This window comes from Streptomyces liliifuscus (assembly GCF_016598615.1).
GTDB lineage: Bacteria > Actinomycetota > Actinomycetes > Streptomycetales > Streptomycetaceae > Streptomyces > Streptomyces liliifuscus.
The window spans coordinates 1,543,365-1,563,776 of sequence record NZ_CP066831.1 but is presented as its reverse complement, the minus strand read 5'-3'; the positions used below and the strand labels follow the sequence as shown (position 1 = coordinate 1,563,776).

22 protein-coding genes are annotated in these 20,412 nt (G+C 70.7%); 7 read left to right on the top strand and 15 right to left on the bottom strand.

From position 1 onward, the window contains the following. Window positions 1–20 precede the first annotated feature (20 nt). The gene (locus JEQ17_RS06745) at window positions 21–1,052 is read right to left on the bottom strand and encodes a 7-epi-alpha-eudesmol synthase (protein ID WP_200394347.1); all 1,032 of its coding nucleotides are present in this window, start codon (window positions 1,050–1,052) and stop codon (window positions 21–23) included. A gap of 357 nt (window positions 1,053–1,409) precedes the next feature. On the opposite strand from JEQ17_RS06745, the gene JEQ17_RS06740 reads away from it, so the two are divergent. Next, entirely contained in the window at window positions 1,410–1,802 is a 393-nt protein-coding gene (locus tag JEQ17_RS06740; protein ID WP_200394346.1) for a VOC family protein, read from the top strand. Window positions 1,803–1,821: 19 nt separating this feature from the next. On the opposite strand, the gene JEQ17_RS06735 is transcribed toward JEQ17_RS06740, so the two are convergent. The 3 genes from JEQ17_RS06735 to JEQ17_RS06725 all read right to left on the bottom strand — a co-directional run bounded on the left by JEQ17_RS06735 (window position 1,822) and on the right by JEQ17_RS06725 (window position 3,763). Then, window positions 1,822–2,289 carry a peroxiredoxin gene (locus tag JEQ17_RS06735; RefSeq protein WP_325176246.1) on the bottom strand — a complete coding sequence of 156 codons (468 nt, stop codon included), beginning with the start codon at window positions 2,287–2,289 and terminating at the stop codon, window positions 1,822–1,824. A 72-nt stretch (window positions 2,290–2,361) separates the two neighbouring features. After that, window positions 2,362–2,664: a DUF4235 domain-containing protein gene (locus tag JEQ17_RS06730; RefSeq protein ID WP_200394345.1), complete on the bottom strand. Its 303-nt coding sequence runs from the start codon at window positions 2,662–2,664 to the stop codon at window positions 2,362–2,364. 82 nt (window positions 2,665–2,746) lie between these two features. Beyond that, on the bottom strand, window positions 2,747–3,763 hold the full coding sequence (locus JEQ17_RS06725; RefSeq protein WP_200394344.1) for a glutathione S-transferase family protein: 1,017 nt from the start codon (window positions 3,761–3,763) through the stop codon (window positions 2,747–2,749). Window positions 3,764–3,856: 93 nt separating this feature from the next. Between JEQ17_RS06725 and JEQ17_RS06720 the strand changes: the two genes are divergently transcribed. After that, the gene (locus tag JEQ17_RS06720) at window positions 3,857–4,867 is read left to right on the top strand and encodes a cation diffusion facilitator family transporter (RefSeq protein ID WP_200394343.1); all 1,011 of its coding nucleotides are present in this window, start codon (window positions 3,857–3,859) and stop codon (window positions 4,865–4,867) included. Between the two features lie 147 nt (window positions 4,868–5,014). Here the strand turns inward: JEQ17_RS06720 and JEQ17_RS06715 are convergent, their stop codons facing one another. The 4 genes from JEQ17_RS06715 to JEQ17_RS06700 all read right to left on the bottom strand — a co-directional run bounded on the left by JEQ17_RS06715 (window position 5,015) and on the right by JEQ17_RS06700 (window position 8,563). After that, the gene (locus JEQ17_RS06715) at window positions 5,015–5,464 is read right to left on the bottom strand and encodes a nitroreductase family deazaflavin-dependent oxidoreductase (protein WP_200401346.1); all 450 of its coding nucleotides are present in this window, start codon (window positions 5,462–5,464) and stop codon (window positions 5,015–5,017) included. A 73-nt stretch (window positions 5,465–5,537) separates the two neighbouring features. After that, window positions 5,538–6,161, bottom strand: a complete 624-nt coding sequence (locus JEQ17_RS06710) for a LysE family transporter (protein ID WP_200394342.1) — start codon at window positions 6,159–6,161, stop codon at window positions 5,538–5,540. A 244-nt stretch (window positions 6,162–6,405) separates the two neighbouring features. Beyond that, the gene (locus tag JEQ17_RS06705; protein ID WP_200394341.1) at window positions 6,406–7,866 is read right to left on the bottom strand and encodes an aldehyde dehydrogenase family protein; all 1,461 of its coding nucleotides are present in this window, start codon (window positions 7,864–7,866) and stop codon (window positions 6,406–6,408) included. Window positions 7,867–7,990: 124 nt separating this feature from the next. Beyond that, window positions 7,991–8,563: a TetR/AcrR family transcriptional regulator gene (locus JEQ17_RS06700; protein ID WP_200394340.1), complete on the bottom strand. Its 573-nt coding sequence runs from the start codon at window positions 8,561–8,563 to the stop codon at window positions 7,991–7,993. Between the two features lie 148 nt (window positions 8,564–8,711). Between JEQ17_RS06700 and JEQ17_RS06695 the strand changes: the two genes are divergently transcribed. Further along, entirely contained in the window at window positions 8,712–9,170 is a 459-nt protein-coding gene (locus JEQ17_RS06695; protein WP_200394339.1) for a nuclear transport factor 2 family protein, read from the top strand. A 68-nt stretch (window positions 9,171–9,238) separates the two neighbouring features. Then, window positions 9,239–9,754 carry a flavoprotein gene (locus JEQ17_RS06690; RefSeq protein ID WP_200394338.1) on the top strand — a complete coding sequence of 172 codons (516 nt, stop codon included), beginning with the start codon at window positions 9,239–9,241 and terminating at the stop codon, window positions 9,752–9,754. A gap of 19 nt (window positions 9,755–9,773) precedes the next feature. Here JEQ17_RS06690 and melA read toward each other — a convergent pair whose 3' ends face one another. The 6 genes from melA to JEQ17_RS06660 all read right to left on the bottom strand — a co-directional run bounded on the left by melA (window position 9,774) and on the right by JEQ17_RS06660 (window position 16,187). Then, complete coding sequence (melA, locus tag JEQ17_RS06685; RefSeq protein WP_200394337.1) at window positions 9,774–11,084, bottom strand: alpha-glucosidase/alpha-galactosidase; 1,311 nt, start codon at window positions 11,082–11,084, stop codon at window positions 9,774–9,776. After that, window positions 11,081–12,028 carry a carbohydrate kinase family protein gene (locus JEQ17_RS06680; protein ID WP_200394336.1) on the bottom strand — a complete coding sequence of 316 codons (948 nt, stop codon included), beginning with the start codon at window positions 12,026–12,028 and terminating at the stop codon, window positions 11,081–11,083. The genes melA and JEQ17_RS06680 overlap by 4 nt, the downstream gene beginning before the upstream one ends. Before the next feature lie 5 nt (window positions 12,029–12,033). Then, window positions 12,034–12,927 (bottom strand): carbohydrate ABC transporter permease, encoded by an 894-nt coding sequence (locus tag JEQ17_RS06675; RefSeq protein ID WP_234048106.1) that lies wholly within the window; start codon window positions 12,925–12,927, stop codon window positions 12,034–12,036. Then, window positions 12,924–13,892: a carbohydrate ABC transporter permease gene (locus JEQ17_RS06670; protein ID WP_200394335.1), complete on the bottom strand. Its 969-nt coding sequence runs from the start codon at window positions 13,890–13,892 to the stop codon at window positions 12,924–12,926. Before JEQ17_RS06670 ends, JEQ17_RS06675 begins: the two co-directional genes overlap by 4 nt. Window positions 13,893–14,006: 114 nt before the next feature. Then, a complete protein-coding gene (locus JEQ17_RS06665; RefSeq protein WP_200394334.1) occupies window positions 14,007–15,329 on the bottom strand; it encodes an ABC transporter substrate-binding protein in 1,323 nt (440 codons plus the stop codon). A gap of 12 nt (window positions 15,330–15,341) precedes the next feature. Beyond that, window positions 15,342–16,187: an endo alpha-1,4 polygalactosaminidase gene (locus JEQ17_RS06660; protein ID WP_200394333.1), complete on the bottom strand. Its 846-nt coding sequence runs from the start codon at window positions 16,185–16,187 to the stop codon at window positions 15,342–15,344. Window positions 16,188–16,669: 482 nt separating this feature from the next. Between JEQ17_RS06660 and JEQ17_RS06655 the strand changes: the two genes are divergently transcribed. The 3 genes from JEQ17_RS06655 to JEQ17_RS06645 all read left to right on the top strand — a co-directional run bounded on the left by JEQ17_RS06655 (window position 16,670) and on the right by JEQ17_RS06645 (window position 19,498). Further along, the gene (locus JEQ17_RS06655; protein ID WP_200394332.1) at window positions 16,670–17,578 is read left to right on the top strand and encodes an alpha/beta fold hydrolase; all 909 of its coding nucleotides are present in this window, start codon (window positions 16,670–16,672) and stop codon (window positions 17,576–17,578) included. Between the two features lie 149 nt (window positions 17,579–17,727). After that, window positions 17,728–18,744 (top strand): NAD(P)-dependent oxidoreductase, encoded by a 1,017-nt coding sequence (locus JEQ17_RS06650; protein WP_200394331.1) that lies wholly within the window; start codon window positions 17,728–17,730, stop codon window positions 18,742–18,744. A gap of 106 nt (window positions 18,745–18,850) precedes the next feature. Continuing rightward, window positions 18,851–19,498 (top strand): HAD-IA family hydrolase, encoded by a 648-nt coding sequence (locus tag JEQ17_RS06645; protein ID WP_200394330.1) that lies wholly within the window; start codon window positions 18,851–18,853, stop codon window positions 19,496–19,498. Between the two features lie 21 nt (window positions 19,499–19,519). On the opposite strand, the gene JEQ17_RS06640 is transcribed toward JEQ17_RS06645, so the two are convergent. Then, complete coding sequence (locus tag JEQ17_RS06640) at window positions 19,520–20,359, bottom strand: phytanoyl-CoA dioxygenase family protein (protein WP_200394329.1); 840 nt, start codon at window positions 20,357–20,359, stop codon at window positions 19,520–19,522. Window positions 20,360–20,412 lie beyond the last annotated feature (53 nt).

The window sequence follows — 20,412 nt, the reverse complement described above, 5'->3', positions numbered from 1 at the left end:
CGGGGGCGCGGGGAACTGTTTCAGACCGCCAGTAGGTCGTCCAGGGAGCCCTGGCCCGCCAACTCGGCCTTGGCGGCCGGGGATTCCTTGTCGGCGGCGTAGCGGCCCGAGGTGAGTGCCCACTCGTAGTTGCCGTTTATCCAGTGCTGGATGGCCTCGACGCCCATCCGGACCTTGGTGCGGTCGTCCTCGTCCAGGCCGAGTTCGTCGCACATCTGCGGTACCTGCGCCTCCAGCGCGAGGTACTCGGCAAGGCTCTCCGTGGTCATCTTGACCGCCTCGTCGGCCGCCTCCTGCCAGCCGCAGCGGCGCTCGCGGTGCAGGACGGCTATCAGGTTGTGGCCGTCCCCACGGCGTTTCTCGCGCTCGAAGGAGTGGATGTCGTTCATGAAGCCGATGGTGTCGGCGGCCAGGTCCCGCATTCTCTCCATCAGCGGATGCGCCTGCACCTCGGCGGGCACCTCGAAGCCGCGGCTGCGCTCACCGGCGTCGATGCTGTGGTGGATGCCGACCGTACGGCGGCGGAACTCGGCGTACTCCTGAAGGTCGAGCGTGCCGGCCAGGCCGCGGGCGGCCAGATCGACCTCCTCGGTGTGCGCCACGAGGAAACGGCCCCAGGAGGCCGCGAATCGCGTACGCCATGTCAGAGACATGCCATCCGAAAGATGGGCCCAGACCTCCGCCCAGGCCACGGTGATCGGGCACGCCACCCGAGGGGTGATGCCCGCCGGCCGCAAGGGGGTGGCGATGAGCTCCCGCGCGACCTCCGCTATACGGTCGGCGCGATCCGGCCTTCCTGAGTCGAACTGGTCGTCGAAAAGGAAGGCCAGCGAGAACCAGTTCATCAGGACGACCATGTCGTCAGCCGAAGCGTGGGGGTAGGTGCGGGCCGCCGCCTGGGGCAGATCCCAGGAGCGGTATTCCTCGAATCCGGCCTGGCTGCGCACCAGGCCCTTGTCCCATACCCAGCGCAGATGCCGGGCCCGGGCGTACTCGAGATGCTCGCTGACGGGGGTGGTGAAGGGGAGGTCGAACCTGACGTCCTGCGGCATTCGCGTCCTCTCTTGAGACGATGCACAGGGCCCCCCATCCCTGTGGGCGGACGTCGAAATTGACGCCCGCTGGCTCGAACTGCGTTTCCCGAGACGAAAGTTGACTCGATTTACGCTACGAGGCTGCCCTGATCGTAAATGATCTATGCGGCGACCTCGGTGACTTGACCGTGACCTGCGTTACACCACTCCGTGACCTCGGGCATTCGTCGGTCTCCGTGGCCGGATGAGCGCGTTCGCCTCCGGAGCCGACGGGTCATGGGCGCGCGGCCGACTGATTTCCGCAGGCGGGGTACCCGGTTGCCGTGGAGCCGTGGGCGGAGCGCCGCTCGTGGTCGGTCGGTGTACGGAGGAAACATGGCACTGGTAGTGGCGGGCGTCGTGGTGTTGGACTGTGCCGAGCCCGAGAAACTCGCCGCGTTCTACAAGGAGTTCCTCGACGCGGAGGAGACGGACGCGTCGGCGAACCGTGTGGAGATCAAGGGAGCCGACGGGTTCCGGATCGCGTTCCGGCGGGATGTGAACGCCATTCCGCCGAGCTGGCCGCGTCCCGAGAACTCCCTGCAGGCCCACCTGGACTTCCGCGTGGAGGACCTGGACGAGGCGGAGCGCAAGGTCATCGGCCTCGGCGGCCGGCCGCTGGAGTCCAAGGACCCGTCCGGCCCGTTCGAGGAGCGGGGGTACGCCGACCCGGCCGGCCACTCGTTCACCGTGCGCAGCAACCGGACCACCGCTCCCAAGCAGGGCTGAGCGAACCGGGCCTCCAGGCTCAGCCGTTGTGCGTGCGCAGGGCCGCCAGGGCGCGGTCCGCGTGCGCGCTCATCTTGAACTCGCTGCGCACCACGTCCAGTACCTTCCGGTCCTCGGAGATCACGAAGGTGACCCGCTTCGTGGGCGCAAGCGAGAAGCCCCGCTTCACACCGAACCGCTCGCGGATCAGCCCCTCCGGGTCGGACAGCAACGGGAACCCGAGAGTGTGCTTCCCGGCGAACTCCTGCTGGCGCTCGACCGTGTCACCGCTGATCCCCACCGGGCGCCCCCCGGCGGCCGTGAACTCGGCGGCCAGATCGCGGAAGTGGCACGCCTCGGCGGTGCAGCCGGCGGTCATCGCCGCGGGATAGAAGAAGAGCACGACCGGACCCTCGCCGAGCAGCTCGGAGAGCTTGCGTGAGGTTCCGGTCTCGTCGAGAAGCTCGAAGTCCTCGACGGTGTCGCCGACCTCTATCTGGTTCTTCACGATCGCTCCCCTGACTCCCGGCCGGCTCCTGGCCGACTGCGTGGAGGCCAACCGTACTGGACGGTAGGGGAGTCAGTCGCGGCCCCCCTTGTCGCCGGAGGGCCACACTCCGGTCGACCGCTCGATGGCGGTCGCCCCCGTACGGTCGACCGCGCTGCGGACGACCGCGAAGAGCGCGCCCTGGATGGCCGCGGCCAGCAGCACCTCGCCCCAACCGCGGTCCTTGTCCAGCGCGTCGGGCGCGTCCTCCTCGTGGCGTATCGCCTTCCAGGCCGCCTGGAACGCCATGCTCGCGAGGGCCCCGCTCGCCCAGCCGAGCACGAACCCGACGGGCTTGTAGACGAGTGGCAGCTTCTTCTTCTGCTTCTTCTGCATCTGGGTCTCCTTCGGCTCACATGTCCCGGCCCCATGGCGAGTGTCCAGTTCAGCGGCACATACGCAAAGAGCCGGCGGATGTTCAGGGCCGGCCCGCCGCCGGTACCTCCTCGCCCTCGCGCACCGGCCCGGGCGGACTTCCGTCCCCGAAGGGGCGCCCGCCCAGCTCCTCGCGGCCGTGCGAGGTGAGCCAGCCGGACAGATCCGGTCCGAGCGGCACGATGCCGGTCGGGTTGATGCCCGTGTGGACCTGGTAGTAGTGCCGCTTGATGTGGTCGAAGTCGACGGTGTCGCCGAATCCGGGCGTCTGGAAGAGATCACGGGAGTACGCCCACAGAACCGGGTCCTCCGTCAGCTTCCAGCGGTTGCACTTGAAGTGGCCGTGATAGACGGCGTCGAAGCGCACCAGCGTGGTGAACAGCCGGATGTCCGCCTCCGTGATCGTGTCCCCGACCAGGTACCGCCGCCCCGCGAGCCGCTCCGACAGCAGCTCCAGCCGCCGGAACACGCCCTCGCAGGCCGCCTCGTACTCCTTCTGACCGGTGGCGAACCCGGCGCGGTACACCCCGTTGTTGACGTCCTCGTACACCTCCGCCATGACCTCGTCGATCTCGTCGCGGAGGTCCGCCGGGTAGAGGTCGGGCGCACCTTTCCGGTGCAGGGCCGTCCACTCGGTGACGAGGTCCAGGGTGAGCCGCTGGTAGTCGTTGGTCACCAGACGGCCGGTCGGCACGTCCACGAGCGCGGGCACGCTGACGCCGCCCGGAGCGCCCGGCTCCCGGGCCTCGTACGCCTCGCCGAGAAAACGGATGCCGAGTACGGGGTCCCGGCCGCCGGGGTCCAGGGTGAACCGCCAGCTGCGGTCGTCCTGGATGGGGTCGGTGATCGCCATCGACAGGGCGTTCTCCAGCCCCAGCAGACGCCGGGAGATCACCGCGCGGCTCGCCCAGGGGCACGCCCGGCTGACGACCAGGCGGTAGCGCCCCGCCTCGACCGGCCAGCCGTCCCGGCCGTCCGCCGTGACGCGGTCCGCGAAGTGGCTCCTGGACCGCTTGAAGGACTTCTTCCCGTACGCCCTGTTGCCCTCGGTGTCGCTCATGCCTCGCTCCTTCCGTGCGTGCGCACTGGGGAGGGTTCCCCGAAAACCGCCGTCGCCCCGTGTGAGGGCCGGTGGGAGGGGCATTCGGCCGAGATGAGTCACAAGCCCTCCACACCGTCCGATCGCAGGACCCGGGTCACCGTGCTGGTGGCGCTGGCCGCGAACCTCGTGATCGCCGTGGCCAAGGCCGTGGGCGGGCTGATCGCGGGATCCCCCGCACTGCTCTCGGAGGCCGCGCACTCGGTGGCCGACAGCCTGAACGAGGTCTTCCTCCTCGCCGCCCTGCGCCGCAGCCGGCGCCCCGCCGACAGCCGGCACCCGTTCGGTTACGGAAAGGAACGCTTCTTCTGGTCCCTGCTCGCCGCCGTCGGGATCTTTGTGATGGGTGGCTGCTTCTCGTTCCTCCAGGGCTTCGAGGCCCTCAGCAAGGGGAGCACGGAGACCCACGACGGCTATGTGGTGGGACTGGTCGTCCTCGTCGTCGCCCTGTTCGTCGAGGGCGCGTCGCTGCTACGGGCGCTCCACCAGGTGCGCAAACAGGGCGGCCTCGCCACCGGAGCCCAGGACCCCGCCCTGCGTACCGTCATCGCCGAGGACGGCACCGCCGTGCTCGGTGTCACTCTCGCGATCGCCGGAATGGCGCTGCACATGATCACCGGCCGGATCGTCTGGGAGGCGTCGGCGTCCCTCGCCATCGGGGCCCTGCTCGTGTACGTGGCGTACCGGCTGGGCCGTGACGCGCGTGACCAGTTGATCGGCCAGGCCACGGATCTGGAGTCGAGCGGTCGGATCCGCTCGCTGCTGGACGCCCAGCCCGAGATCGACTCGGTGGAGTCCCTGCTGACCATGCAGCTCGGCCCCGACTCGACGCTCGTCGCCGCCCGGATCGACCTGGTCCCCGGCCTAGACAGTGAGGAGGTCGAGCTGGTCGCCGAGCGCATCAAGCGGTCCGTCTCCCACACCATTCCGGCGGCCGACCAGATCTTCCTCGACGTGACGGACGCCGCCGTCGCGCGCCGCGCCGCACGGGCCGAGCAGGTGGGTTCCGGCACCGGCGCACACGTCGGCGGCCCCGCCGCGACGGGGGAGCGCGGCGGGGCCTGAGCGTCGGGTGCCCGGCGGTCCGGGAATCATGCCAACTTTTTTCGAACGAGTTCCGGGAGCCGCCGCGGAGCCCCTGTCGGGACCAGGACGACGGGCCGTGATCGGGACGGTGCCCCACTGCGGCCCATGGTCAAGTGCCCGCGTCGCTCACTTCCCGGCGGCCGGCTCCAGGACGAAGACCGGTATCTCGCGGTCGGTCTTCTTCTGGTAGTCGGCGTACGCCGGATACGCGGCGACCGCCCGTTCCCACCACTGGGCCTTCTCCTCGCCGGTCACCTCGCGTGCCGTCATGTCCTGGCGCGTCCCGCCGTCCTGGAGTTCCACGTGGGGATCGGCGACGACGTTGTGGTACCAGACGGGGTGCTTGGGCGCACCGCCCAGCGAGGCGACCGCGGCGTAGGTGCCGTTGTGCTCCACGCGCATGAGCGGCGTCTTGCGGATCTTCCCGCTCCTGGCACCCAGGGTGGTCAGCACGATCACGGGCAACCCCGTGTCCAGCAACGTCGTTCCCTCGGTTCCGTTCGAGCTCTCGTACAACTCGACCTGATCACGTACCCACTTGGTGGGGCTGGGTTCGTACTCGCCCTTGAGAGGCATGGCATCCATCCCGTCGATCGTTGTTCGTGCGACTCGTGCGGACTTCCGGTTGAACACGGTGACCCCAGTGATTTCATCCCAGCACGCGTACGGCCAGGGCCAGGATCACGGCGCTGGACACCAGTGCCGTCACCAGCCGCCCCCGTCGACCCGTCAGAACCCGCCCCAGCAGCGCACCGCCGCCCGCGAGCAGCAGTTGCCAACTGGCCGACGCGGCGAAGGCGGCGAGGACGAACACACCCTGTTCCAGGAGGCCGACGGCCGCGCCGGTACTGCTGCCGAGGACCAGCGCCGTGAAGTACACGACGGTGGTGGGGTTCAGCAGCGTGATGGCAAGGAGGGCCAGGTAGGCGCGGCCCGGGCTCACCGGCGTCCGGTCGGAGCGGGTGGCGGGCCGCCGCTCGCGGTACTGGCGGAGTGCGGTGACTGCGCCTCGTACGGCGAGGGCGACGAGTACGAGTGCCGAGGCCCAGCGCAGCGGGACCAGTACGGGCTGGAGGGCGGCGGCGAGCGCGGAGCCGCCGAGCGCGGCCACCAGGGCGTAGAGCCCGTCGGCCGTCGCCACGCCGAGCGCGGCGCAGACGCCGATCCGCAGGGACGTACGGGCGGTGAGGGAGACGAGGTAGGTCGCGACCGCTCCGACGGGGATGGCGATGCCATAGCCCGCGAGAAGCCCCGCGACGAGCGCGGCGGTCACGACCGCGGAAGTGAGAGCCTCCGCGGTCGGCCGGACTGCTGCTGGACCCGCACCGGACGAGCGGTGGCGAAGGTCGGCGGCAGAAGGGCTTCGGTCGTGGTCATGGGCAGATGGTGGCGTCGGGGCAGCCGCCGGGGCAACTCATTTGTCTCGTGCGGGAAAGCCTGCGCACCCGGGGCCGGGAAGGGCCGCGGCGCACGCGAGGTGTGCCGCGGCCCGTGTGCCGCCGAGGTGGGCGGACCGCCTAGAACGGGAAGTGCGCCTGCTGTGTCGCCAGTGTCACCCAGCGCGTGTTGCTGAACGCCTCGATGCCCCAGCGCCCGCCGAAGCGGCCGTATCCGCTGCCCTTGAACCCGCCGAAGGGGGCGTTCGGTTCGTCGGCGACGGACTGGTCGTTGACGTGCACGATGCCGGTACGGATCCGGCGGGCGACCTTGAGCCCGTGGGTGCCGTTCTCGGTGATGATCCCGCAGGTCAACCCGTGTTCCGTGGCGTTGGCGAAGGTGATCGCCTCGTCGTCCGTGCCGAAGGTGCTGATCACGGCGAGCGGGCCGAACGCCTCGCCGTGGTAGAGCTCGGCGTCCTCGGGGAGGTCGGTCAGCACGGTCGCCGGATGCACGGCGCCCTCGGGGGCGGCGCCGCCGGTCAGCACGGTGGCGCCCTTGGCGACGGCGTCCTCGACGAGCGCGGCGACCCGGCGGGCGGCGTCCGTCGTGACGAGCGGGCCGACGACGGTGTGCGGGTCGGCCGGGTCGCCGGAAGCGAGCGACTCGGTCTTCGCGGTGAACTTGGCGGTGAACTCCTCGGCGAGGCTCTCGTGGACGAGGATCCGGTCGGCGGACATGCAGATCTGCCCGGAGTTCATGAAGACGGAGAAGACGGCGGCGTCGACCGCGTAGTCGACATCGGCGTCGTCGAGCACGATCACCGAGTTCTTGCCGCCGAGTTCCAGCACCGCGGGCTTCAGATGCCGGGCCGCGTGCACACCGATGATCCGGCCGACGCCCGTGGAACCGGTGAAGTTGACGGCCCGTACGCGCTCGTCGGCGATGAGGGCCTCGGCGACGGCGGCCGCGTCCTCGGGAGCGTTCGTGATCACGTTCAGGACGCCGTCCGGCAGGCCCGCGTCGCGCAGGACGTCCGCGACGAACAGCCCGCAGGCGATCGGCGCGTCCTCGCTCGGCTTCATCACCACCGTGTTGCCCGCGGCGAGCGGCGCGGCGACCGCCCGGACACCCAGGATGACCGGGGCGTTCCACGGCGAGAAGGCGGCCACGACACCCACCGGTTCACGGACCGCGAGCCCGAGCGCGCCCTCCTCCTGCGCGCTCAGCACCTCGCCGCGCGGCGCTGTCACCGCGGCGGCCGCCTCGCGGAGGATGTTCGCGGCGAGACCGACGTTGAACATGGCCCAGGGGCGGGTCCCGCCGACCTCGCCCGCCATGATCCGTACGGCCTCGTCGGTGCGGGACTCCAGCAGGTCGGCCGCGGTGAGGAAGATCTTCCGCCGCTGAGCGGGCCCGAGCGCCGCCCAGCCGGCGAAGGCCGCGTCGGCGGCGTCCACGGCCCGGGTGACGTCCTCGACGCCGGCCGCGGCGACCGTGGCGTACACCTGTGAGCTGTAGGGATTCACGTCCTCGGCGGTGCGCCCGGAGGTCGCGGGCAGGTCCTTGCCGCCGATCAGCAGGTCACGATGGAGGGTCATGCGCGGCTCTTCCCGTCGTGCGAGGCGATGCGCCGCGCTCCGAACGGGAGCCGCGACGTGTTCGCCTGGTGAACAATTCTCCGTTGAATCTTCAAATGGAGTCTGCAACTCGACGGGGCATCAGTCAATGGCCGACGGTCCCGCCGTGCCCCTCCACCAGCATCCGGGCCGCCCGCCCCGCCTGCTCGGCGGGTTTCGAGCCGTTCTGCTCGATTCCGGCGGTGACCATGGCCCCCTCCGCCAGTAGATGCACCTGTTCGGCCAGCTCGGAGGCCAGTCCGGCGTCGTTCACCAGACCGGTCAGGTAGTCCTTGAAGGCCCGCTTGTGGGCGCGGACCTGGGCGGTGACCCGCTCCGACGTCGCACCGAGCTCCCCGTACGAGTTGATCCAGGCGCAGCCCCGGAAGTCGGGCTCCCGGAACCACTCGCCGAGCCAGTCGAAGACCGCGAGGATGCGCCGCCCGGGATCCTCGTGCCCGGCCACGTGGTCCGCCAGCCGCTGCCGCCAGCGGATGTCGCGCCGCTCCAGGTAGGCCACGACAAGCTGCTCCTTGGCGGGGAACAGCTGGTAGAGCCGTTTGAGCGAGACCCCTGACGCGCCACGGATGTCGTCCATGCCGACGCTCTGTATGCCCCGCCCGTAGAACAGGGTTTCCGCCGCGTCCAGGGCCTGATCCCTGGCGACCGCGCTGTCCATGTACCGGTCCACTTCCTTGCCGTCTTGACGGGAGAACCACCGTTCTCTACGTTAGCAGCCACACCGGAGAACGAGCGTTCTCCCACTCGTCGCACTGCCACTGAGCCGCGTCGCCAATGAGTTGCGTCGCCATCGAGAGGAAGCCGTCATGACCGACCGCCCGCCCCTGCCGCCCTTCACCCGTGAGACCGCGGCCCAGAAGGTCCAGGCCGCCGAGGACGCCTGGAACACCCGCGATCCCCACAAGGTGTCGCTCGCCTACTCGCAGGACTCGGTCTGGCGCAACCGCGACACCTTCGTCACCGGCCGCGCCCAGATCGTGGAAATGCTCACCGACAAGTGGGAGCGCGAGCAGGAGTACGCCCTGCGCAAGGACCTCTGGGCCTTCGACGGCAACCGCATCGCCGTCCGCTTCCAGTACGAGTGCCGCGACGCCGACGGCCAGTGGTGGCGCTCCTACGGCAACGAGCTGTGGGAGTTCGACGAGCACGGCCTGATGACCCGGCGCGAGGCCAGCATCAACGACGTACCGATCGAGGAGAAGGAACGCCGGATCCACGGCCCGCGTCCGGACGCGGAGCGAGGGGATTCCTTCCCCGTCCGGTAGCGGGCAGCGGTGGGTCGCGAGGCTGCGGGCCCGCAAGGCTGAGGGGCGGCGTTCAGTAGGGTTCCCGGGTGACCGAACAGGCCCGGAAGCCCTTTCTCTACGTCGTCGTCTGTGCCGCAGGAGTCGCCGAGGGGGTCGAGGAGTTGATCACCCTGGCGCAGGAGCGGAACTGGGAGGTCGGGGTCATCGCGACCCCGATCGCGACGGGCTTCTTCGACACCGCGGCGGTCGAGTCGCGCACCGGAAGGCCGATCCGGTCCGCCTGGCGTGCCCCCGGCGACCCGCGCCCCTTCCCCGACCCGGACGCCGTCGCCGTGGCGCCCGCGACCTTCAACACCATCAACAAATGGGCGGCCGGGATCTCCGACACCCTCGCCCTCGGCACACTCTGCGAGGCGTACGGGATGGGGGTGCCGATCTCCGTACTCCCTTGTGTGAGCGAGGCGTTGACGGCCCACCCCGCGTACCGGGACAGCCTGAAAAGGCTGCGCGGGATGGGCGTCCGGTTCGGTGAACACGCCTTCGGCGGCCCGGCCGAGCGGGGATTCCGCTGGGAACAGGCCCTGGACCTCCTGGAGCGCTGACCCGGTCTCGGGCCGGGCGTCAGTGCCCCAGCTCCTCCCGCAACTCCGGCTGCAGCAGCTCCCCATGAGCCCGTACGAGGTCGTCGCACAGGTCCCAGATCCGCTCCACCGGAAGGGCCGCCGCCGTCGCGGGGTCGGCCATCGCGGCATGGCGGATGTGCCGCGGGTCGCCGTCCGTGGCCGCGCGGACGACCAGGTCCGTGACGGAGACGTACGCGCTGTTGAGCGCCGCGCACTGCGGGGGCAGCGATCCGACACGGGTCGGCTGGACACCCAACGCGTCGGCCAGGCACGGCACTTCGACCACGGAGTCGGCGGGCAGGTTGTCGATGAGCCCGCGGTTCGGAACGTTCCCGTAGATCGTGCGCGGGGTGCCGGTGACGACACTGTGGATGACCTGGGGCGCGTACTCCATCGTGCCCTCGACGGGCAGCGGAGCGTCCGCGAGCAGGGCCCGACGGGTGCGCTCGTAGTCGGCGGTGTTCTCCTCGATGATGTCCAGGTACGCGCCCACGGGCAGCCGGAGCCGTTCGATCTCGGTGTCGTGGTGCAGATACCACGGCACGTACTCGGCGGAGTGCTCGCTCGTCTCGGTGGGGTAGTGGCCCAGCCTGCGGTACATGTCGACCCTCACGCGGCGCAGGAGCCCCGGATCCTTGGCGATCGCGGCGTCGAGGAGCGGGTGGAGGTCGCGGCCGTCGCGCTCGAAACGCAGCACCCAGGCCTGGTGGTTCACGCCGGCGGCCAGATACGAGACCTCCTCGAAGGGGACGCCCACCAGCTGCGAGAGGTCGTGCATCGTCCAGTACACCGAGTGGCACAGGCCCGTCACGCGCAGGGTCGGCGCGATCCGCGACAGGTACAGGACGTTCATCGCCATCGGGTTGGTGTAGTTCAACAGCAGTGCGCCCGGGCAGAGTTCGGCCATGTCCTCGGCGAGGCCGCGCAGCACCGGGAAAGTACGCAGGGCGCGGAAGATGCCGCCGATGCCGAGCGTGTCGCCAATGGTCTGGCGCACTCCGTAGCGGGCCGGGACATTGAAGTCCGTGCGGGTGGCCTCGTTCATGCCGACCTGGACGGTGTTGACGACGAAGTCGGCTCCTTCGAGGGCCTCGCGCCGGTCGAGGTGTGCGGTGATCGTCGGTTTGGCGCCGCGCTCGTCCGCGATGTGGCGGGCGGCTCCCTCCGCCGTGGCCAGCCGTTCCTCGTCGATGTCGTGCAGGGCGATCCGGGCGTGCCCCAGCTCGGGGAAGGCGAACAGGTCGGCCAGCAGCCCCTGCGTGAACACCACGCTGCCGGCTCCCACGAAGGCGATCTTTACCTCGGTCATGTGCGGCTCTCCAGGTCGGTGCGGGCGAGGGCCTCGTGCCACGTCGGCTGCGCCGCCGTGCCGCCGTGGCCGCGGGTCGAGAGCGAACCGCAGACGGCGGCCAGCGTGAGCGACGAGCGAAGGTCCAGCCCGCGCAGGGTCGCCGTGACGAAACCGGCGTCGAAGCTGTCGCCCGCGCCCACGGTGTCGATCGGCTCGACCGGCACGGCCGGTACGCGCAGGACCCGTTCTCCGTCGTGGGTGAGCGCACCCTCGGAGCCGTCCTTGACGACGACCAGCGGGACGGCTCCCGCCAACGCGGCTGCCGCCGAATCCAGTTGGGTCTCGCCGGTGAGCGCGCGGGCCTCGGCGGCGTTCGGCAACAGGATGTCGGTGAACTCCAGTACGGGGGCGAGCAGTTCGCGGTCCCATCTGCCGTCGGGATCGTCGTTGGTGTCGAGCGAGGTACTCGCCCCGTGGGACCTTGCCCGGGCGAACACGGCTGCCAGGGACCGGGCCAGACGAGGCATCAGGAAGAAGGACCCCGCGTGCACGTGCCGGGTGTCGGCCAGCAGCGCCTCGGGCACGTCCCGCGCACTCGTCGCCGCCAGACAGCCGGGCGAGGTGAGGATGGCCCGGTCGCCATCCTTGTCGTTGAGCACCACGGTGAGGGGCGTGGGCAGTTGGGGGTCGGTGGTCAGGTGAGTGACGTCGACGCCGCGGTCGGTGAGCGCTCCGCGGACGAACGCGCCCGCGGGATCGTCTCCCACTCGCCCGGCGAAGGCCACCCGCAGCCCCAGCCGTGCGGCGCCGCACGCCATGATGGCCGCCGAGCCGCCGAGGACCAGCCCACCCCGCTCGACGAGCTGTTCACGCTGGCCGAAGGCCATCGCGCGGGGCACAGGACCCACCACGACATCGGGATTGACGTCACCGATCACCAGGAGGTCGAAGGAACGGGACAAGGCGGCTACCCCTTCAGTCCGCTGGACGTGAGCGACTGGACGAACGTCTTCTGCGCCAGCAGGAACGCCACCAGCACCGGCAGCACGGTGATGACGTTGCCCGCCATCACCGCGGACCACCGTGCGTGGTGCTGCCCCTGGAAGGTGGTCAGGCCCAGCTGGAGCGTGTACTGCGTGTCGTGGTTGATCGCGATGAGCGGCCAGGACAGGTCGTTCCACGTGGTGAGGAACGTCAGCACCGCGACCGTCGCGAGGGCGGGCCTGGCCAGCGGCATGACGATCGAGAAGAGGACCCGCAGCCGCGAACACCCGTCGATCCAGGCGGCCTCCTCGATCTCCCTCGGCAGCGTCAGGAAGAACTGCCGGAAAAGGAACACGGCGAAGGGTGTCACCAGCGACGGCACGATCAGCGCGCCCAGCGTGTCGATCAGACCGAGCCACTTCATCACCAGGAAGGTCGGGATCATCGTCAGCTGGAACGGGATGACCATGGTCGCCAGCATCAGCCCGAGCAGCACCCGCGACCCCGCGAACCGCATCCGCGCGAACGCGTAGCCGCCGAGCGACCCGAGCAGCAGATTCGACACCACGGCGACCGACGCGACGATCAGCGAGTTCGCGAACCAGCGCGGGAACATCGCGTTGCCCAGCACATACCGGTAGCCGCCCAGATCGATGCCGTCGGGCCACAGCGCCGGCGGGAACCGGTTGATCTCCGCGTTCGTCATCACCGAGCTCAGCACGAGCCACACCAGCGGCAGCGCGAACGCCAGCGCCAGCGGGGCGAGCAGCAGATGCCAGGGGCTAGCCCCACGCCCGCTCACCCTGCGCCAACTCACCCCCCGCGCGCCCACCTTGAGCGCACTCGTCGGCGGCGTGCTCATCGGACGCGTGCTCATCGGAGGGCTCCTTCCACGACGCGCCCCTGCCGGCGCCGGACGACACGCAGGCCCACCCCCGCGACCAGCAGGGCCAGCGCGAGGACGTACGCGGCGGCGGCCCCGTACCCGGCCGTGAACATCTGGAACGCCTGCTGCCAGACGAAGTACACGATCACGGTCGTCGAGCCGAGCGGGCCGCCCTTCGTGGTCACGTACACGAGGTCGAAGACCTGGAGCGCGGTGATCAGCTGCCACAGCAACAGGAAGACCGTCACAGGTGTGAGGGCCGGGAGTGTGATGTGCCGCAGTACGCGCCACCGGCCGGCGCCGTCGATACGGGCGGCCTCGACGAGTTCGCGCGGTACGTCCTGCAGCGCGGCGAGATAGACGACCACGCAGAAGCCGACGCCGCTCCACAGCGAGATCAGGACCAGTAGGTGGATCGCCTGGTCGGGGTCGGTGAGGAAACCCTGCGGCGAGATGCCGAACTTGTGCAGCAGCGAGTTGGCCGCGCCGAACTCCGGATCGAGGATGAAGGAGAACAGCACGCCCTGCGCGGCCGCGGACACCACGAACGGGATGAAGAGCAGGGTCCGGTAGAGGCCGATGAACCGGATACGCCGGTTGAGGGCGAGCGCGAGCGCCAGACCGCCGAGCAGGCTCAGCGGCACGAACAGCGCCGCGTACAGCAGCGTATTGCCCACCGCCGTATGGAAGTTGGGGTCCTGGGCCAGCGCCCGGTAGTTGTCGAGGCCCACCCAGCGGCCCGGCGTGACCAGGTCGTCGGCGCGGAACGACAGCAGCAGCGACCAGACGACCGGGACGATGCCCAGGCCCAGGATGACGAGAACCGAAGGGGCGATGAACGCCCAGGCGGTGGCCTTCTCCCGCCGGGCGCGCCGCCGCGCGCCGCGCCGTGAGACGGCCGGCGCCCGGGGCTGGGACTGCGGCGCGAGGGTGATGGCGCGGGGCAGTGATGTCATACGGCCTTCCTCCCTTGGTACAGCGCGGGATCAGCACAGGTCGAGCGAGGGATCCGTGAGGAGCCTGGATCCGTGCGGGGCTTGGATCCGTGCGGGGCTTGGATCCGTGCGGGGTCAGCGCGGAATGAGCAGTGCCGCGTCGGCCTTGTCGGCGCACCGGCGCAGCGCGTCGGTGGGGGAGTCCCTGCCGAGCAGGACGGAGACGATCGCCTCGCCGAGCGCCTGGGAGATCTGCGGATACGCGGCATGGACGGGCCGGACCCGGGCGGAGTCCAGCGCGTCGGTGAACACCCTGAGCCCCGTGGTCTGTTGGGAGTGCTTCCGCCACTGCGGCTGCCGTTCCGTGGCGGAACCGAGGGGCAGGCTCCCGGCCCGGATGTCCCACCGGGCGTCCTGCTCCGGCCGCATCATCCACTGGACGAACTCCACGGCTGCCCGCGAGCGCGCGGAGCCATTGTCGAAGACGGTCCAGGTGTCGGGGCCCGAGATCGTCACCGGCCGCCCGCTGTAGGACGGCAGCGGTACGACGTCGTAGTCCACCTCGGCGTCCAGGATGTCCGGCAGCTGCCAGGGCCCGGTCGCCACCATCGCCATCCGGCCGCCCAGGAACACCTGGTACATCTGCTCGCCGCCGGGCTTCGGATCGACGTACACGCTCTTGTCCTCGACGAGTCGCCGCAGGGTGTCGAGCGCCCGGACGCCCTGGCCGGCGAAGCCGATGCTCCTGCCGTCGGCTGCGACGACGTCACCGCCCAGGTCCCAGATCATCGGCCACAGCCGCCAGACCGTGTCCTCGTCGCCCGTGCCGGGCCAGCCCGTTCCGAAGACGCCCCGGCCGGAGTCGGTCAACTTCCTTGCCGTGTCGGTGAATTCGTCCCAGGTCCAGCCCGCTTCGGGGAAGGGGACACCGGCCTGCCGGAACAGCTTCCTGTTGTAGACGACGGCCAGCGAGTCGAGAAGCGCGGGAGCGGCCCGCACCTTGCCGTTGACGGTGACCGCCTCGCGCACCGGCGCCCAGAAGCTGTTCCAGGCCGTGGGGCCGCCGCGCATCGCGTCGGTCAGATCGACGACCCGGGGGCTGCGGGCGATGCTGGCGAGGTCGGAGCCGAAGATGTAGGCGATGTCCGGGTACGAGCCGGCGGCCAGCGCGGCCGTCACCTTCTGCAGCATCGCGTCGGAGACGACCCCGCCGCCACCGGCGTCCACCCGGATCCTCGGATGCGTCCGGTTGAACTCCGTGACCAGCGTCTGTATCGCGTCCTTGGCGATGTCGACCTGGCCGTGCCACAGCTCCACGGTCACTTTCCCGTCGGCACCCACACCGTCGGACGCGCCTTGCGAACAGGCGCCCAGCAGCGGCGCGGCGGCGACAGCGGCGGCTCCTTTGAGCAGGCCGCGGCGCTCAACAGGGCACAACACACCTCGGGTCCGAGTCATCGGGAGCCTCCGTCAGCGGGTCTTGCGGACGTAGTCGGCGCTGTCCGGCGTCGACACCAGCACATCCCGGCGCACGATGCTCAGCCGGTCACCGAAGCCCGACCGGGCCTTCCTGAAACCGTTGTCGGTGTACTCGATCACGACGACCCGGTCGTCGAACGCCTCCGCGTACTCACCGCACTCGTCGTACTCGCCGCACTCCTCCGCCACCGCGAAGTCGAGCCCCGTACGGCCTCGTTGACCGGCCAGCTCCACGGTGTTCTTCTGCCCGATGGCCAGGCCCCGGGAGTGCGCGTGGTCCGAGAGCAGCCTGATGAAGGCGGTGGCGTCGGCCGCGCTGAGCAGCCCGCGGGAGCGGGTGAAGCTGTCGAAGTTGTCCGGCTCGACGGCGTCGTAGTCCTTGTCCGCGCAGCCGTCGATCCACTCGTCGACCCGGTCCGCGACGCGTTCGCGCTTGGCGGGCGTGCCGATGTCGAGCAGGGCCTCGTCCCAGTCGCCGTCGACGACGACCTTGCCCTTCTTGTCCCGCAGCAGCAGGTCGGCGGGCCAGTCGTCCCGTTCGTCCGGCTGGGCCTGGAACGCGTTGACGTAACAGATGTTGTAGAGGCCGCGCGCGGGTTCGGCCTTGCGGTCGCGGGCGACGATACGGACGCCGGCGGGCGGCGGATAGGCGCCGCCGATCTGGTAGTCGAAACCGGCGTGCACGGGGGGCAGCCGAACGGCCTTCGGGCTCGGCCTCGTCGACTCGGCCGGACCCTTGTCGTCCGGATCCGACGTACAGGAAGCCAGTGCGGCGAGGACGATCAGGGCAGCGACCGCCCTGAGCACTTCCACGCGGGCGCCACGCTTGACGGGCATGTCCGCTCCATCAATCGCGAGTACGTCCCCGCCTCGGACCCCGTGACGGTCCTGGCGACTTTGGCCGGACTGAGAACCTTGTCCGATACCGGCTGGGCGTACCTCTGCGTGCCGGGCCGGGGGCCTGGGCACGTCCTGGATCAAACCGTGCGAATTTCTGCGCGTCAAGTCCGCGCAGGTTTGTGGGGTGGCTCCGCCGGGGCCGGTGTGTTGTCGGGTGCGGGTCCGGTGGGGGCTGGTCGCGCAGTTCCCCGCGCCCCTGGGTGGGTGGGGGTTGAGGCCGGTTGGTCGGGTACAGCACCCCGCCCCGTCAGGGACGCGAGCAACCCACGACGGCCGTCAGCCGACAGCGTCTCTGAGCCACCCGTTTCCTAGGGGCGCGGGGAACTGCGCGATCAGCCCCCACCCACCCGCACCCGGAGACGACAAGGCCTGTCACCCCACAGGAACGCCCACCCGAGCGGACGTTCTAGTGTTTGATCATGATCCGAGAACACGTCACCCTCGCCGTCCAAGACCACGGCGGCAAGGGCACCCCGCTCCTGCTGCTGCACGGCGCCGGCCGTACTCTCGCGGACTGGGCCGCCGTCGCCCCGCTTCTCGCCCGCCACCACCGCGTGCTGGCCGTGGACCTGCGGGGCCACGGGTACTCGCCGGACGGCACGTGGAGCATCCCCGAGGTGCTCGCCGACATCGAGGCGGTCCTGGACACGCACGGCATCCCCGGGGCGCTCCCCGTCGGCCACTCGCTCGGCGGGATGCTCGCCGTCCGGTACGCCCTGGACCACCCGGGGGTCACTCCGGGCGCGGTGAACCTGGACGGATACGGATGGGGCCGGCCCGGTCAGTACGTCGGCCTCGATCCGGCGTACGTCGAGGAACGGCTCGCCCAGGTAAGGGAGTTGGCCGCGACGGTGGCGGGCCAGTTGGTTCCCCCGGGCGGGCTCAAGGACCTGCTCGCCCAGCAGAGGGCGATGTCCGCGCAACTGGGCATCCCGTACGAGCTGCTGGAGGCGGGCGTCCGGCGCTCCGTCCACGAACGCTCCGACGGGCAGCTGGAGTTGCGGCCCGGGCGTGAGCACGCCCTGGAGATGCTGGCCGAGATCGACTCGCTCGACCCCTTCGAGCTCGTCCGCCGCATGGACCGGCCCCTGCTGCTCGGCCGCGCGCTGCGGCCGGTCCCGTCCGTCCCGGGCCTCGACCGGTTCGACGAACTGATGGCGGCCTACGCGAAGGGACTCGCCCGGGACCTCGCCGAACTGGCCCACAGCCGTGCCGAGGTGACCGTCGCCGACATCGACGGCACGCACGCGATGCTGCTGGAGAACCCGCGCCCGGTCGCCGACGCGATCCTGGGATTCGCGGCGGGGCTCTCCGACGACCGACCGTGAGGCCCCACCCCATGAGTGGTAGCTGTCCGGGGCACTGATCACGGGAGACGGGCGCTCGGCCATGGTGCCGTGCCGGCAGCGCCGGGCTACCGTTTCGTGAGGCCGACGCCAGTGCCTGTACGAGAACCGTGACGGATGCAAGGAGAGCCGTGAGCACCCCGCACAAGCCGCTCGTCATCCTGCAAGCCGACCCGCACCCCAAGGAACGCATCTTCACCCCGGATGCACTGACCCGGTTGCACGATCGCTTCGCAGTCGTGGAGCCGGACACCGAGGAAGCCTTCGACAAGGCACTGCCCGACGCGTTCGCCGTCGTCGGCCAGCCCGATCTGCCGGCCGAACGTCTCGCCCGGGCGGGCGAGTTGAGGGCCCTGCTCAACGTCGAGGGCAACTTCTTCCCGAACGTCGACTACGACGTGTGCTTCCGGCGCGGCATCCACGTCCTCGGCTGCGGACCGGCCTACGCCCAGGCCGTCGCCGAGTACGCCCTCGGGCTCGCGCTCGACCTCGCGCGCGGCATCAGCCGCGAGGACCGCGCCTTCCGCGCCGGACGCGAACGCTACGTGTCCGACGGCAACACCGACGCCGTACTGCTGCGCGGCGCGGACGTCGGCCTGATCGGATTCGGGAACCTCGGCCGCAGCCTCCACCCGCTCCTGGCGCCCTTCCGCCCCACCCTCCGCGTCTACGACCCCTGGCTGCCGGCCGCCGTCCTGCGCGAGCAGGGACTCGTCCCGGCCGGCCTCGACGAGACCCTGTCCCACAGCCGGTTCGTCTTCGTCCTCGCGACCGTCACGGACGACAGCCGTCATCTCCTCGGCGAGCGGGAACTCGGCCTGCTGCCCGACGGCGCCCGGCTCGTGCTGGTCAGCAGAGCGCCCGTCGTGGACTTCCCCGCGCTGCTCGCGCGGGTCGCCGAGGGCAGGCTGCTCGCGGGCATCGACGTCTGGCCCGACGAACCCGTCGCCGCCGACGACCCGTCCCGCGGACTGGAGGGCCTGGTCCTCTCCGCCCATCGCGCGGGCGGCATCCCGGAGGCCTTCCTGACCATCGGCGACATGGTCGTCGACGACCTGACCCTGCTGGCCGACGGGCTGCCGCCCGCCCGGATGCAGACCGCGGCGCGCGAACTCGTCGGCCGCTACCGCAACCGACCCGTCACCTGAAGGGTTCGGCCGTGCTGTGCTTTCCCGGGAGACGCCCCGCGGACCCCCGGCCGCGGCAGCACGTCGCCCGACGTGCCCGGAACCGCCCCCTGTGAGGTGCATTTCAGTGAACATCCCCTGCGAGGGCCTGCTGTTCGACAACGACGGCGTGCTGGTCGACTCCGACCTCGGTGTCGACCAGGCGTGGAGCAAGTGGGCCCGCGCCCGCGGTCTCTCCCCCGACCGGGTCACCGCGATGGTGCACGGCAGGCGCTCCGCCGACACCGTCGCACTGCTCGTGCCCGACCCCGGGGAACGGCCCGCCGCCCTCGCCGAGATCGACCGCCTGGAGATCGAGGCGGCGGCCACCACGACCGCGCTGCCCGGCGCCCTCGATCTGCTGACGAGCCTGCCGCAGGGCAGCTGGGCCGTGGTGACCTCCGGAGTGAACGCGCTCGCCCGGGCCCGTATCGCCGCCGCGGGCCTGCCCCTGCCGCCCGTGCTCATCACCGCGGACGACGTCACCCACGGCAAACCCGCCCCCGACGGCTATCTCGCGGCCGCCGGGAAGCTGGGCACGGACCTGGCACGCACGGTCGTCCTGGAGGACAGCGCGGCCGGTGCCACGGCGGGGGCAGCGGCAGGGGCGTACGTCATCGGCGTCGGGCCGCGCGGTCTGGACACCGACGCCCCCGTCGTCGTACGGGATCTGCGCGGGCTGACCTGGCACGACGGCGTACTCGACCTGGGCGCGGCGGAGTTGCTGCGTTCCTGACGCGGTGGGAGTCCAACGGGCTCAGTGCGGGCCCGCCGGTTCGAACTCCGTGCCGCACGGGCCCGCGCCCTCGCTCTCCCGCAGGGGGACGGGCTGTCCGCTCATCGTCAGGGTGGGGTAGAAGCGGCCGATGCGCTCGGTGGAGCGGCCGACGTAGTGGCCGATGTACGAGCGGCGGAAGCGGTCGGCGCTGTGGTTGGGCTGGGAGCCGTGCACCAGGCTGCCGTTGAAGAACAGGACGTCACCGGGTTCCATGTCGACCGGAACGGGGGCCAGCCCGGGCGGCGGCGGGACGTACTCGCGGGCGAACGACAGCCCCTCGTCGGCCTCTTCGGGGCAGAACACGTCCATGCGGTGGGTGCCCGGGACCACTTCGAGGCCGCCGTTCTCCCGGTCGATCACATCGCAGGCGACCCAGGCGGCCACACAGGTGCCCGGCTCCACCCGCAGATAGAAGTTGTCCTGGTGCAGGGCCTGGCCGCGGGCGCCCGGCGGCTTGAAGTAGAACATGCTCTGCGCCGCCAACACCTCCTCGCCCAGCAGCAGTTGGAGGATGTCCCGCAGCCGGGGTTCGAGCAGGTGGCGCAGCGCCAGGTCGTTGATGCGGTGCGGGTTCATGACCCGGGGGTACGCGTGCAGCGGGTCCGCCGGGCCCGTCGTCCCGGTCGCGCGGGGCTCGAAGTGCCCGGGGACCGGTCCGCGGGCGTGCAGTGCGGCGAACTCGGCGCAGAGTTCGTCGATCTCGGCCGGGGCGAACAGCCCGCGCGCCACGGTGAAGCCGTCCTCCTCGAAGCGCCGCACGACATTCCCGCTCGTGTCCCCGCCCGCGTCCGTTTTCGCGCCCCTGTCCGTGACTGTCATGCGACCGTCCCTTCGCGTCGGTGTCCTGCATGCCCCACGCTAGGCAGAAGCGC

What these genes read in the sequence shown, in the direction of transcription:
- JEQ17_RS06745 (WP_200394347.1), bottom strand. Translation starts at nt 1,052, where the DNA reads ATGCCGCAGGACGTCAGGTTCGACCTCCCCTTCACCACCCCCGTCAGC.
- JEQ17_RS06740 (WP_200394346.1), top strand. Translation starts at nt 1,410, where the DNA reads ATGGCACTGGTAGTGGCGGGCGTCGTGGTGTTGGACTGTGCCGAGCCC.
- JEQ17_RS06730 (WP_200394345.1), bottom strand. Translation starts at nt 2,664, where the DNA reads ATGCAGAAGAAGCAGAAGAAGAAGCTGCCACTCGTCTACAAGCCCGTC.
- JEQ17_RS06725 (WP_200394344.1), bottom strand. Translation starts at nt 3,763, where the DNA reads ATGAGCGACACCGAGGGCAACAGGGCGTACGGGAAGAAGTCCTTCAAG.
- JEQ17_RS06720 (WP_200394343.1), top strand. Translation starts at nt 3,857, where the DNA reads ATGAGTCACAAGCCCTCCACACCGTCCGATCGCAGGACCCGGGTCACC.
- JEQ17_RS06715 (WP_200401346.1), bottom strand. Translation starts at nt 5,464, where the DNA reads ATGCCTCTCAAGGGCGAGTACGAACCCAGCCCCACCAAGTGGGTACGT.
- JEQ17_RS06705 (WP_200394341.1), bottom strand. Translation starts at nt 7,866, where the DNA reads ATGACCCTCCATCGTGACCTGCTGATCGGCGGCAAGGACCTGCCCGCG.
- JEQ17_RS06700 (WP_200394340.1), bottom strand. Translation starts at nt 8,563, where the DNA reads ATGGACAGCGCGGTCGCCAGGGATCAGGCCCTGGACGCGGCGGAAACC.
- JEQ17_RS06695 (WP_200394339.1), top strand. Translation starts at nt 8,712, where the DNA reads ATGACCGACCGCCCGCCCCTGCCGCCCTTCACCCGTGAGACCGCGGCC.
- melA (WP_200394337.1), bottom strand. Translation starts at nt 11,084, where the DNA reads ATGACCGAGGTAAAGATCGCCTTCGTGGGAGCCGGCAGCGTGGTGTTC.
- JEQ17_RS06675 (WP_234048106.1), bottom strand. Translation starts at nt 12,927, where the DNA reads ATGAGCACGCGTCCGATGAGCACGCCGCCGACGAGTGCGCTCAAGGTG.
- JEQ17_RS06670 (WP_200394335.1), bottom strand. Translation starts at nt 13,892, where the DNA reads ATGACATCACTGCCCCGCGCCATCACCCTCGCGCCGCAGTCCCAGCCC.
- JEQ17_RS06665 (WP_200394334.1), bottom strand. Translation starts at nt 15,329, where the DNA reads ATGACTCGGACCCGAGGTGTGTTGTGCCCTGTTGAGCGCCGCGGCCTG.
- JEQ17_RS06660 (WP_200394333.1), bottom strand. Translation starts at nt 16,187, where the DNA reads ATGCCCGTCAAGCGTGGCGCCCGCGTGGAAGTGCTCAGGGCGGTCGCT.
- JEQ17_RS06655 (WP_200394332.1), top strand. Translation starts at nt 16,670, where the DNA reads ATGATCCGAGAACACGTCACCCTCGCCGTCCAAGACCACGGCGGCAAG.
- JEQ17_RS06640 (WP_200394329.1), bottom strand. Translation starts at nt 20,359, where the DNA reads ATGACAGTCACGGACAGGGGCGCGAAAACGGACGCGGGCGGGGACACG.